Genomic DNA, 12,988 nt, shown 5'->3' on the forward strand with positions numbered 1-12,988 from the left:
TTTCAAAGATTTTCTGGAAATTGATAGAGCAGTTTTGATCCGAAAACATTGCTAGCGGCGAAGAGCCGAATAAATTTACAATAGCCCTTATAATTTGTGGTCTTGCCTTTTTGGCCATTGCACTTGTTAATTTCGCTAATGCTTCCAATGACACTCCTACTACGGGCTATGCCAAACACGTAGATATGCACTTAGACTTGTCGGAGAGCTTTGATACGGTTAGTGAACTCAAAGAGAACGCCCCAATCATTGCAAAAGTGAATGTTACAGAAGCTAAAAGCTTTGATTACGGCAATGTTACATTCAAGCTATCGGATGCTAAAATTAAAAAAGTTTACAAAGGCGATCTCAAAAACAACACCTCAATTAGTATTTTGGAAACCGGCGGAAGTGGCGCGGACGGTTTGACCTACTTACCAGAAGGAAACAGCGTTTTTGCCTCCGGTGATGAAGCTGTTGTGTTTCTTGAAAGATATGTAGGCCCAGTTGCAGAAGATTCCTACGTTATTAAAGGAGTGTATCAAGGAAAGTTTAAAATCAAGGGGAATAAAGTCGTTCCTCCTGCAGAGGTTCACGGAGAACTTGAAACTATTCAGTCTATTGAAGATTTGAGTTTGGAATAATTTATCAAAAGCAGCAAACAAACCGGCCTATCCGCATTCATAGTGCGTATAAGGCCGGTTATTAATAGTTGTTGATTTCCTTTCGCTGCTAATACACACTTCGAATTAGGGCCAGAAACAAGATGGTAAACAATACCCCGAAATCAATCAGCGAAAACAAAAATGATGTTCATAATGACAAAACACTCGTCCCCGAACGGTCCAATTTGTACGACCATTCTCTCTATTTTCTGTACGGTTTCCGGATATGGAACGATGGTCAGAACACCGCCTTCTCCCATCGCCTCAACCGCATTTTTGCACAGATTCAGAAACACCTGCTTCAGCTTGTCGCGATCTGCCATAATGGAGGGCAGACATTTGAAGCTGGACGACATCGCCTTGAAAACCAAAAATGCGGGCTGGGTTATATATACAAGCGTAAAGGCTCGACCCATTATAGCATAGGCAACGCTCTGGCCCACATCATACGTTCGATCCTGAACGACGATCACAAAGTGACTGCTGTTTCCCGGCAAGGCGTCAAAGAAATTGGGGAGCTGATCCTCACGGATAAAGAGAAAGAGCAGTTTGCCGGCTCGTGCTCGATTATCAATCAAGCGATTCAGCTTCTTGGTTTTTAAAATAAAAAGAGAAACCCTGCGTCCAAAATGTGACGAGGTTTTTTCTTCATCCCGGCAGGTGCTTATCGTTCAAGATTGTGTGGATGTCGACATGCGGGTATCCGTGGGCTTCCGCGACGGCCCGCAAGGTTACGCGCCCTTCCGCCACGTTGATCCCCTTGGCTAACGCCCCGCTCTCCAAAGCCGCCCGCCTGTAATGTTTGTCGGCGATCTGCAGCCCGTATGGCGTCGTCACATTCGTCAAAGCAAGGGTGGACGTGCGGCCCACCGCACCCGGCATGTTGGCGACGGCGTAATGGATGACGCCGTGCTTCTCGTATGTCGGATCGTCATGGGTAGTGATCCGGTCAATGGTCTCGATCGAGCCTCCCTGGTCGATCGCAACGTCCACGATGACCGAGCCCGGGCTCATCGCCTTCACCATCTCTTCGGTAACCAAGCGGGGAGCGCGGGCGCCGGGAATGAGGACGGCCCCTACGACCAGATCCGCTTGACGCACCGCGTCGGCGATGTTGTGGGGACTGGACATAAGCGTCCTCAGACGCCCCTGGAACAAATCGTCCAATTGACGAAGCCGGTCCGGATTGATGTCGATGATGGTCACTTCCGCTCCCAATCCGAGGGCGAGCCGGGCTGCATTCGTGCCGACGATGCCTCCGCCGACAACCGTTACCTTTCCCGGCGCTACTCCGGGGACGCCGCTCAATAGCACCCCCTTGCCTCCGTTAGGGTTCTCCAGCAGCCTGGCGCCGATCTGGATCGACATCCGGCCCGCCACCTCGCTCATCGGAGTAAGGAGCGGCAAGCTGCCGTTATCCAGCTGGATTGTCTCGTAAGCGAACGCGGTCACCTTGCTTTCCACAAGCGCCTTCGTCAAATCAGGATCCGGCGCCAAATGAAGGTAGGTGTACAACAGCATTCCTTCGCGGAAATATGCGTATTCTTCCTTGAGCGGCTCCTTCACCTTGACGACCATCTCCGCAGACCAGGCGTCCTTCGCGGCAGGCACAATCCGGGCACCGGCGTCCCGGTAGTCCCGGTCGGTAAATCCGACGCCGCTCCCACTGCCCTGCTCCACCAGCACTTCATGTCCCCCCCTGACGTAGGAAACGACCGATCCCGGGGTCATACCTACGCGGCTTTCATTGTTTTTAATCTCCTTCGGAACCCCGATGAGCATGTCATTCCCTCCTCTATGCCGGCGGTTAACAAGGGATGGTTGCAACCGTTGCAGGAAAAATGCAGCTTTCAATCGAATGTATTAACGACATCTGCGGTTTGTGGGAGGTAAACTAACGTGGTTGACTTCAGAGATGTCAAACTTCGGGATATTTTGGGGCGTCCTCATTTTCGGAATGCGGAGATCATCGCCAGCGATAAAGCGCTGGACCGGCTTGTCAAGTGGGTGCACATCATGGAAGTGACCAAGGTCGGCGAATTGCTTAACGGGAATGAACTGATCCTGACCACGGGCATTGGTTGGCAGGAAGAAGAGGATGTCAGCGCCTCATTCCTGCAACAACTGATCGACTGCAACGCCGCCGGATTGTGCGTCGAGCTGGGAACGCACACCAGAACTTCGCCCGAGCGGATGAAACAATTGGCCGTCCGGTCTGATTTTCCGCTCATCCTCTTTCACGAGGAGGTCCGTTATGTCGATATCACCCGTGACTTGCACACCTTCTTTATCCACCGTCAACACCAAATGATCTCCGATCTCGATGCGCTGACGAATCAGTTCAACCGTTTGCTGTTATCCGGCAAAGGCCTCCTGCCGCTGCTGCGGCTCCTTCACGAGAAGACGCGGCGGAAAGTGGCCTTTCTCCCCGCGGACGGAGAGCCGCTTATGCTCCCTCCCCCATCCAAGCCGGCTCATCGCCAGAGTGACGACGAGCGGATGTCCTCCGGGAAGAACAAACGAACCGCCGGCCGGCCAATCATCGTCATGGGCCAGAAGTTCGCCGAGCTGATTATCGAATCCGGCGAAGAGCTGGGCGAGTTCGATATCCTTGCTTTGGACCGCTGCGCCACTGCCGTCGCCCAGGAAATGATGCGGACCATGAACGTGGAGGAAAGAAGAAGATACAAGGAATCCGACTGGATCCGGGAGTGGCTGGACGGCAAGTTGAAAGAAAGCGACATCGCCGATTATGTCCTGTCCGTTAAGCCCGGTGCGCAGCCCCGCTCGGTCACGGTCTGCGTGTTCGAGCTGGATCGAAAAACGCTGCTCGCTCCCGATTTCGAGACCGTTCTGGTCGGACGGTTTATTTCAGCGCGCTTCATCTTCGAACAAAACGGCTTCCTTCTTGTCCCAGTCCTGCTCGGCCAACAGCTCGTTCTCATCCTGCTGCATCTGAAGCCGCAAATCGCCTGGATCCCGCCGCTGGCGCGAGCCGTCGAACGGCTGCGCAAGACGGACAAAACGGGAGGAGTTGCCCTGTTCGCCGGTTTGATGGGCGTCGGACCGGCCTCCCCGGAGCTGACCGCGCTGAACAAAAGCTTCCAGGCCGCCTGTGAAACGATCGCAATTCAGAAAACGATCGGTCCGCTTAACCGGCCTTTTTATACGGAGCTCCATGTGTACCGGATTATTTCGGGCATGGAGAAAGCCGGGCAGCTCGCCGCCTTCACGGAGGATTATTTGGGGCCGATTCTCCGATATGAACGGAACAAAAACGCCCATTTGCTGAAGACGCTGAAGGTGTATCTGCAATCGTCCGGAGCCAAGCAGGAAACAGCCAACGCGCTCTTTATCGTCCGCCAAACGTTGTACCATCGCCTGACCAAAATCGGCGAGCTGCTCGGTGAAGATTTCATGGCTCCGCAGAAGCGGCTTATGCTCGAGCTGGCTCTATATGCCTATGAATATTCACACGGGCCCGTCACATGACGACGGGTCCGACCTTCACCGGCGCGTTCCGAAGCTGGCCGATCAAGACGGCGCCCATATATTTGCGGGCATCGGCTGTCAACAGCAGCAGCTCCGCCATCTCCCCAACATAGTCGCCGGAGATGCGCACGAACCGTACGGCGTCTCCGTCCAACCCTTCCGTAACGCCCAGGATGAAGTATCCTTCGGCGATCAGCCCGTCGATCTTCGTTTTTTCCTCCACATACGCTTGCCAGGCAGACATAAACGCAACGCCCTCCTTGTTTTTACGGTTTGCCCGTTTTCCGGCAGACGCGGAACGCTCATGCGGCGAAAGCTGCGCCGATCCGGTTCATTCGGTTAAAGGAATGACGCATAACTCAGCGGTTAACCGTCGCGCCCCGGGATTCCGCTGCATGCGGCCCGGTTCCTGCGAATCGTTGTCTCCGCAAATACTGCCCATCCCCCGCCTTCCCGACGAATTGCTTGTCACGGATGACGAATTGCCCGCGGGAGAGAACGGAAACGGGTTCGCCCGTCACCTGCATCCCTTCGAACGCATTGTAATCGACGGCCATATGATGGCCTGCCGCCCGAATCGTCCGCTCGACGCTCGGATCGAACAAAACGAGGTCTGCGTCGCTGCCGACGACGATCGTTCCTTTTCGCGGGAACAAGCCGAACAGCTTGGCGCTTTGCGTGGCGATCAGGTCGACGAATCGGTTCAGGCTGATCCGGCCTTTCCGGACCCCCTCGGAATAAAGCAGGGTGAAGCGGTCTTCAATCGTCGGACCGCCGTTCGGAATTTTGGAGAAATCGCCGCGCCCGAGCTCTTTCTGGCCTTTAAAATCGAAGGAGCACTGGTCTGAGCCGACGGTCTGAAGCTGGCCGCTTTTCAACGCATTCCACAACGCTTCCTGATGCTCTTTCTTGCGCAGCGGCGGGGACCATACATACTTCGCTCCTTCGAAATCCGGCTTCTCCAGACATGTTTCGTCCAGCACTAAATATTGCGGGCACGTTTCCCCGAACACACGGAACCCTTTGCTGCGCGCTTCGATAATTTGCCCCACCGCTTCCGCACAAGTCACATGCACGACGTATAGCTGGGAATCGGCGAGCGCTGCCAAGCTCGCGGCGCGGCCGGTCGCCTCGCCTTCCAGCTCGGGCGGCCTTGTTCTCGCATGATAGATCGGATCGGTGTTGCCGTCGGCGAGCGCTTTGGCGATCAAATAGTCGATGACGTCCCCGTTCTCGGCGTGCACCATAACCAGGGCCCCATGTTCCTTGGCCGTGAGCAGGATACGGAACAGCGTGCTATCATCTGCCTGAAAGACGTTTTTGTAAGCCATGAACACCTTCAGGGAAGTGATGCCTTCGCTTGCGATGATCCCCGGCAATTCCAGCAGAACCTCGTCGTTGATCTCCCCGATCATCAGATGGAAGCCGTAATCGATCACGGCGCGGTCTTGGGCCTTTTCGTGCCACGTCTGCACCGCTTCCCGGAGCGGAGCGCCTTTGGAGGTCAGGCAGAAATCGATCACCGTCGTCGTACCGCCGAACGCCGCCGCGATCGTGCCGGTCTCGAAATCGTCCTTCGTCGTCGTGCCGCCGAACGGCATATCCAAATGCGTGTGGGGATCGATCCCGCCGGGAAACACATAGAGCCCAACGGCATCGATCCGCTCCGCGCCTTGATCCTCCAAATCCGTTCCGATGGCCGAAATCGTTTCGCCTTCTATCAGAATGTCTCCCTTGTAAACGTCGGCAGCCGTTACGATCGTTCCGCCCTTGATCAGTTTTTTCAAGGCTGCGCCACCTCCTTCGCGCTTGGTTCTTCGCGGTCCTTCGCCAGCAGAGCCAGCGCCGTTTGACGTTCGTTCCACGTCATAGACTCAGCCTCCGAAGGCAGCTCCACCATCGAGATGACGCCATCGACCGGACAGACGATGGAACACAGGTTGCAGCCGACGCAATCCTCCTCGCGAACCGTCAAAAAAGGTTGTCCTTCCTCGTCGGCATGCCGCTCGATGCATTGGTGGGACGTGTCCTCGCAGGCGATATGGCACTTGTTGCAGTTAATGCACGTTTCGTTGTCGATCCTGGCGACGATGCGATAACTCAAATCCAGGTCTCCCCAGTTCGTGTACTTGCCGACCGATCGCCCGACAAGCTCCGAGACGCGGGCGATCCGTTTCTCGTCCAGATAGTTGTTCAGGCCGTCGATCATGTCTTCCACGATCCGGAATCCGTGATGCATCGCCGCCGTGCACACTTGCACGCCGGCCGCTCCCATCAGCATGAATTCAGCCGCATCCTTCCACGTCGATACGCCTCCGATGCCGGATATCGGCACGTTCACTTCGGGATGGCGGGCGCATTCGGCCACCATGTTGAGCGCAATAGGCTTAACGGCCGGTCCGCAGTATCCGCCATGGGCTCCTTTGCCCGCCACATGGGGGATCGTATTCCACGAATCCAGATCGACCCCCATCAAGCTGTTGATCGTATTGATTAGAGAAATGGCGTCCGCGCCCCCTTGAACCGCTGCCACGGCAGTAGAGGTAATGTCGGTGATGTTGGGGGTCAGCTTCACGATGACCGGCGTCCGCGCCGCCTCTTTAACCCAGCCCGTTTGAGCTTCGACCAAGGCAGGCACCTGCCCGGAAGCCGAGCCCATCCCGCGCTCGGCCATACCGTGCGGACAGCCGAAATTCAACTCCAGACCGTCGGCTCCGGCCGCTTCCGCCCGCTTGACGATTTCATGCCACGCCTCGCGCTTCGGATCCACCATGAGCGAAACGATCAAGGCATGGTTCGGGAACCTTTTTTTCGTTTCGTAAATTTCTCGCAGATTCGCCTCCACCGGCCGGTCCGATATAAGCTCGATGTTGTTGAAACCGGCCACCCTTTGTGCGCCGAGGTGCAGGCCTGCGAAACGGGCGGTGGTGTTGATGACCGGATTGCCGAGCGTTTTCCATACCGCCCCTCCCCACCCCGCTTCAAACGCCCGTTGGACCTGATAGCCCGTATTGGTCGGCGGAGCGGAGGCCAGCCAGAACGGATTGGGCGATCGGATGCCGGCGAAATCGACGCTTAAGTCTGCCATGTCCCCTCATCCTCTCTCAAGCCGTTTCGGCCGATTGTTGATTTAACTCGCGGTGAATGGCGTAAGCCGCCAGTTTCCCTTGCTGCGCGGCGCTTACGACGGTGGCCTCGCCACAGCCTTGGCCGAAAACGACGTCCCCGGCGGCATAAATTTTCGGATGAGACGTCCGGTAAGTAGCTGGATCGATGCTCACCACGCCCCGTTCATGCTCAAGGCCGTACGATTCGATCAGCCCGGTCAGCCTTGTTTGTCCGATTGCTTTAATGACGGCGTCGACTTCCATGCGAAACTCCGACCCTTCAATCGGCACCGGTACGGCTCGCCCGTCTTTGCCGGCTTCCGGGAATAGCTTCATCCGCACGCACTCCAGATGCGTCACTTTCCCCGATTCGTCGCCGATGATCCGCTTCGGGGCGGTCAACCACCGAAATTCGACGCCCTCTTCTTTGGCGAAGCGGTATTCGAAATCGTAAGCGGTCATCTCGCTGCGCGTTCGGCGGTATGCGATTTTAACGTTCTCCGCGCCCAGACGCACCGCACAGGTCGCCGCATCGATCGCCGTATTGCCCGCCCCGATCACGACAACCCGGGCACCATCCAGATCACCGGCGTAAATACCCGTTTTCGTGCTTTCGATGAGTTCGATCGCGTCATATACGCCCTTGAGCTGTTCCCCTTGGATGCCGAGGGCAGGTACCCGGCCCATGCCGACAGCCAGCACGACGGCGTCATGCTCCGCCAGCAGCTTCTCCGGCGGCAAATCGACGCCTACCCGGACGCCGGTCCGGATCTCGACGCCCATTGTGCGCAGCTGATCGGCTTCCCACAGCGAAACGTCCTGCGGCAGCCGAAACGAAACAATGCCGTACGTATCCAACCCCCCGGGCTTTTCCTTCGCCTCGTAGATCGTGACGGCATATCCGAACCGGGCCAACTCGCGGGCGGCCGACAATCCCGCCGGCCCGCTGCCGATGACGGCGACCTTCAACCCGTTGCCCGGTCCCGGCGCGAACAGGCGCTCTCCGCTGCGGATCGCCGCGTCCGTAGCATAACGCTGAAGCATGCCGATCAGGATCGGTTTGGACGCGTCGTTCAGTACGCAAGCGCCCTCGCACAGCTGCTCCGTCGGACATACGCGGGAGCAGGTGGCCCCGACAGGATTGGCTTCCATGATGACACGGGCTGAGCCCTTCAAGTTCCCTGTCGCTATTTTTCTGATGAATGACGGAATATCGATTCCGGTCGGACAAGCCTTGATGCAGGGAGCGTCATAGCAAAAAAGACAACGGTTGGATTCGTCCATCGCTTCCGTCGGCGTCAGTCCCGAATGCACCTCGGCGAAATTGCGGCTCAGCATGTCATTCACGTGACAAAACCCTCCTTCTCATCGGCCATTGGCGGCGGCCGCCCAAATGCCTTACAACCGGGCCAGCTCCTCATAAGTCTCGGGACGGCGGTCGCGATAAAATTGCCAGTTCTCCCGGACTTCCCGGATGAGGGATTTATTCATCTCCCCGATGACGACCTCGTCCCGGTCCCGGCTTCCGAGGGCCACGAAATTCCCGCGCGGGTCGACCAAATACGATTGGCCGTAAAATTCTCCCATGTTCCAAGGCGCTTCATAGCCGACACGATTGATCGCGCCCACATAGTAACCATTGGCGACCGCATGGGCCGGCTGCTCGAGCTTCCACAAATATTCCGAGGTGCCGGATACAGTCGCCGACGGATTAAAGACGATTTCCGCCCCCTTCAGCCCGAGCAGCCGGGCACCCTCCGGAAAATGGCGGTCGTAGCAAATGTAAACCCCCACCTTGGCGAACGCGGTGTCGAACACCGGGTAGCCAAGATTGCCCGGCTTGAAATAATACTTCTCCCAGAACCCGCAGCCTCCGCCTCCGGCTTCCACGTGCGGGATGTGCTGCTTCCGGTATTTTCCGAGAAACGTTCCATCCGCGTCGATGACGGCGGCTGTATTGTAATAAGCGGCGATTCCCTCGCGTTCGTAAATCGGCAGAACGATGACGATTTCCAGCTCCTTCGCGGCTTCCTGGAACAGCTTCACGGTCGGGCCGTCCGGAATCTCCTCGGCGGCCTCATACCACTTCGGCGTCTGTTCGGCGCAAAAATACGGACCGTAAAAAATCTCCTGAAGCGAAACGATCCGGGCTCCCTTCGCCTTGGCCTCGCGAAGAAGCGTCATGTGCTTCCGGATCGCCTTCGCTTTATGGATGGCGACCGGTTCCCCTCCGGGCACCTCATGTTTGGCCTGTATCAGTCCGATCGTCACCTTATCCATTCTCTTTATCCTCCTTCTGCGGTAGGGGCGGCCGTTTTGCTTGAAGCCATCTCCAACGCGGTATGATACAGCAGCTCGGTTCCAAGCGCCAAATCGTCGATACATGCATATTCCTTCGGATTATGGCTGATGCCTTCTTTGCACCGGATGAAGATCATGCCGTAATCGCAAACGTAAGACAGGGCCAGCGCGTCGTGGAACGGCCCGCTCATCAGCTCCGGCGGCGCGAGACCCAGCTTCCCGGCCCCTTTCCGCATGACATCCATTATGCGAGGTGAACAGTAACGCGGTTCACTGTTCGTATCTTCAGTTATCGTATACGAAAGACCGTGCTCCGAAGCCGTTTGTTCGATCGTCTCCCGAAGCAGGGCTTCCAGCCGATTCCGGCGGGACAGCTCGATATCCCGCAGGTCGACGGTGAACCGAACCTTTTCCGGAATGATGTTACGCGAATCGGGAAACACGCTCACCGAGCCGACCGTCCCTACCGTCGGCGCGCCCGGCTCGCGGGAGGCCAATTCGTTGAGCGCAACGATCACCTTCGCGGCCCCGACTAGCGCGTCGTTGCGCAGCGCCATCGGCACGGACCCGGCATGGCCCGCGAATCCGGCAAACTCCACCGTCCACCACAGTGGCCCGGATATGCCGGTGACGATCCCAATCGGCTGATTGAGCGACTCCAGCACCGGGCCTTGCTCAATATGCATTTCCAGGAACGATCCGATCCGCCCCGGCCTGTATCGCGAGCGCTCGAACGCTTCCGGGTCGCAACCGAAATCAATCAGCGCCTGACGGCGGCTTATCCCGTTCTTGTCGGTCCGGTCCAGCTCGCCTTCCTCCAGCTGACCAAGAATTCCGCGGACGCCGAACAATCCTTTGTTAAACCGGCAGCCCTCCTCGTCACAGAAGGCAGCGAGCTCAATCGGCATCTCGGGAACGAAGCCCCGCTCCGTAAACGTTTGGATCACCTCGAGTGCGCCGAGTACGCCGACCGTTCCATCGAACCTTCCGGCGTAAGGCTGGCTGTCAATATGCGAGCCCATCATCAGCACAGGGGCGTCGGGGCGCCTCCCTTCGATTCTTCCGATCAGATTGCCGAACGCGTCGATATGCGCCTGGAGCCCGCCTTCCCGAAACCAGCCCTTAACCAACTCCACCGCTTCCTTGTCTTCCTTGGAAAGCGCCAGGCGGCACACCCCCGTCTCGCCGATTGCGCCGATTTGGGACAATTGATCGATTCGCGCCGCCAACCGCCCGGCATTTATCGTCAGCTTCATGCAGTACACTCCCCGTCAAATTCCGAATGCCGCTTCTGCCCCGTAAGAAAGCTCTCGTCGCCTGCCGGCAGCGTGTTTAAGGCAATTTCCAGCGTGCTTGCCATCCAATCCACTTCCTCCGGGGTCGTGACAAAAGGCGGCGCCAAGGTAAGCACATTCGCATAGCCGGGTACCGTATCGCCGTTCTTGCCGATCAACAGCCCTCTTTGCTTGCAGGATTCAATCACCTTGGCCACATTCTCCGCAGATGCCGGCCGTTTGGTCTCTTTGTCCTCCACCAGCTCGATGCCGGCGGCAAACCCGAAGGTGCGGATGTCTCCCACCGTCCGATGCGCAGACAGACCAAGCAGCCTTTCGCTGAGCCGCCGGCCCAGCTCCCCCGATGCTTGGATCAGCTTCTCGTCCTCCAGAATCTCCATGTTTTTCAGCGCAACCGCGCAGGAGAGAGGATTGCCTCCAAACGTGTTGACGTGGCGAAAATGATCGGTGCCGCTTCGTTCGCGGAAGCTGTCGTACAGATCGGCGCGGACTGCCGTCGCCGAGAGGGGAGCGTAGGCGCTGGTCAATCCTTTGGCCATCGTGACGATATCCGGCCCGACTCCGTAATTGCAGTGGCCGAATTTCTCTCCGGAACGACCGAAGCCGCAAATCACTTCATCAACAATGAGAAGCACGCCGTGCTTGTCGCAAATCTCCTTCACCTTTTTCAGATAGCCGGGTGGAGGCACAATCATGCCTCCGCCGGTAATGACCGGTTCCACAATGAGGCCGGCCACCGTTTCGGGCCCTTCCCATTGAATGACCTGATCGTAGATGCCGGCGCATTCCATCCGGCAGCTGTCTGTCGATTTGCCGAACGGGCAGCGGTAACAATACGGCGGGGGAACGTGCTGAAATCCGGTTCCGAGCGGCTCGTACTTGAACTTGCGCTGGGCCTGCCCGGTCGCTCCGAGCGCTCCCATCGAATTGCCGTGGTAAGCCCTGTGCCGCGAAATGAACTTGTACCGGTTCGGCTGCCCGATCTGGTCGTAATACTGTCTCGCGATTTTAAAGGCCACTTCATTGGCGTCGGAGCCTGAATTCGAGAAAAAAATCCGGTATTCGCCTCCCAGCCAGCCGCTGATTTTCGACGCGAGCTCGATGGCCGGAACGTGGCTGTGCGAGAGCGGCACATACGCCAGAAGTTCCATCTGCTTCGCCGCCGCGGCCGCCATTTCTTTGCGGCCGTGGCCGATGTTGACGCACCATAGGCCCGACATTGCGTCGAAGTAGCGGTTGCCGTCGATATCGGTCAGCCAGCACCCTTCGCCGGAAACGAAAATCATCGGATCGTCACTATGAACGGACATGTGGTGCCACAAATGTTTGCGATCCTTTTCCAACAGCCGCTGTTTGACCGTGTCCTGCGTGTCCTGCGTACCCTGCGTCGTCGGCTCGATTCCGCCCATTTCGCCCCTCCTTAAGATTCTGCGTATGCGGCGTTCCGCAAGATGCGGAACCGCCGCGCGCAAAATCCGCTTCGAAACTATTCTATTGCTTTTGGGCCATTTCCATGATTTCGTTCGTATAAGCCTGCGTGAGATCGGCCGGTTTGGTGATGACTCCGAATTGAAGAGCAATGTCCGCCGTTTGCTTGAACATGGCGTCGTCGATGAACCCCATACGCCCGAGGTCAAACCCTTCCGGAGCTACCAGTTTGGCGACTTCCTCCATCATTTTCAGCTGGTGGTCGCGGGAGGTGCTGCCTTCCTCGGCCGTTTTCATGACGATGTCCACTGCCGCCTCGGGGTTGTCGATAGCTTCCTTCCAGCCCTTCAGGGATGCGCGGACGAACTTCGCTGCGGTTTCCTTGTTTATCGCGAGCCAGTCTTTATTGGCGAAAAGATTGTCTTCCAGCATGGACACGCCTTCGGCGTTCATGTCGATGACGCTCAGTTCCGATTCCGGGATGCCCTGCTCCAATACGACCTGGTACTCGTTGTAGGTCATGGCGGAGGCGGCATCCAATTCACCGGCCAGAAACTGGTCCATCGTGAAGCCCTGCTTGATAAACGCCAGATCGGCGTTCGGATCCAGCTTATATTTGTCGAACAGCGCCAATATTTCGAATTCGTTGCCGCCCATCCAGTTGCCCACCTTTTTCCCTTTCAAATCGGCGGGAGAGACGATCCCCGACGCTTTTTTGGAG

Annotated in this window: 12 protein-coding genes; 3 read left to right on the forward strand and 9 right to left on the reverse strand. The window is 57.2% G+C overall.

What is annotated here, in order from left to right; all coding sequences use genetic code 11:
* The first annotated feature begins 110 nt into the window (after positions 1-110).
* Positions 111-623, forward strand: a complete 513-nt coding sequence (locus BG52_RS09285; protein WP_036584212.1) for a hypothetical protein — start codon at positions 111-113, stop codon at positions 621-623.
* 122 nt (positions 624-745) lie between these two features.
* Positions 746-1,246 carry a Rossmann-fold NAD(P)-binding domain-containing protein gene (locus tag BG52_RS16095; RefSeq protein WP_190287513.1) on the forward strand — a complete coding sequence of 167 codons (501 nt, stop codon included), beginning with the start codon at positions 746-748 and terminating at the stop codon, positions 1,244-1,246.
* Between the two features lie 46 nt (positions 1,247-1,292).
* On the opposite strand, the gene ald is transcribed toward BG52_RS16095, so the two are convergent.
* Positions 1,293-2,426, reverse strand: a complete 1,134-nt coding sequence (gene ald / locus BG52_RS09295; protein ID WP_036584207.1) for an alanine dehydrogenase — start codon at positions 2,424-2,426, stop codon at positions 1,293-1,295.
* 117 nt (positions 2,427-2,543) lie between these two features.
* On the opposite strand from ald, the gene BG52_RS09300 reads away from it, so the two are divergent.
* Positions 2,544-4,136, forward strand: a complete 1,593-nt coding sequence (locus BG52_RS09300) for a PucR family transcriptional regulator (protein WP_036584204.1) — start codon at positions 2,544-2,546, stop codon at positions 4,134-4,136.
* Here the strand turns inward: BG52_RS09300 and BG52_RS09305 are convergent.
* The 8 genes from BG52_RS09305 to BG52_RS09340 all read right to left on the reverse strand — a co-directional run.
* On the reverse strand, positions 4,129-4,380 hold the full coding sequence (locus tag BG52_RS09305; RefSeq protein ID WP_036584202.1) for a hypothetical protein: 252 nt from the start codon (positions 4,378-4,380) through the stop codon (positions 4,129-4,131). The two genes, BG52_RS09300 and BG52_RS09305, sit on opposite strands and share 8 nt — an antisense overlap.
* Before the next feature lie 115 nt (positions 4,381-4,495).
* Positions 4,496-5,923: a dihydropyrimidinase gene (hydA, locus tag BG52_RS09310; protein ID WP_036584200.1), complete on the reverse strand. Its 1,428-nt coding sequence runs from the start codon at positions 5,921-5,923 to the stop codon at positions 4,496-4,498.
* Complete coding sequence (gene preA / locus BG52_RS09315; RefSeq protein WP_036584197.1) at positions 5,920-7,224, reverse strand: NAD-dependent dihydropyrimidine dehydrogenase subunit PreA; 1,305 nt, start codon at positions 7,222-7,224, stop codon at positions 5,920-5,922. Before preA ends, hydA begins: the two co-directional genes overlap by 4 nt.
* Positions 7,225-7,240: 16 nt before the next feature.
* Positions 7,241-8,581, reverse strand: coding sequence for an NAD(P)-dependent oxidoreductase (locus BG52_RS09320; protein WP_036584225.1), 1,341 nt, complete (start codon positions 8,579-8,581; stop codon positions 7,241-7,243).
* Positions 8,582-8,641: 60 nt separating this feature from the next.
* Positions 8,642-9,523 (reverse strand): nitrilase-related carbon-nitrogen hydrolase, encoded by an 882-nt coding sequence (locus BG52_RS09325; RefSeq protein ID WP_036584196.1) that lies wholly within the window; start codon positions 9,521-9,523, stop codon positions 8,642-8,644.
* A 5-nt stretch (positions 9,524-9,528) separates the two neighbouring features.
* Positions 9,529-10,800: a M20 family metallo-hydrolase gene (locus BG52_RS09330; RefSeq protein WP_036584193.1), complete on the reverse strand. Its 1,272-nt coding sequence runs from the start codon at positions 10,798-10,800 to the stop codon at positions 9,529-9,531.
* Positions 10,797-12,248: an aspartate aminotransferase family protein gene (locus BG52_RS09335; RefSeq protein WP_081793726.1), complete on the reverse strand. Its 1,452-nt coding sequence runs from the start codon at positions 12,246-12,248 to the stop codon at positions 10,797-10,799. The genes BG52_RS09330 and BG52_RS09335 overlap by 4 nt, the downstream gene beginning before the upstream one ends.
* Positions 12,249-12,330: 82 nt before the next feature.
* On the reverse strand, positions 12,331-12,988 hold a 658-nt coding region (locus BG52_RS09340), incomplete at its 5' end, for an ABC transporter substrate-binding protein (protein ID WP_036584191.1).

Source organism: Paenibacillus darwinianus (assembly GCF_000598065.1).
Classification (GTDB): Bacteria; Bacillota; Bacilli; order Paenibacillales; family Paenibacillaceae; genus Paenibacillus_I; species Paenibacillus_I darwinianus.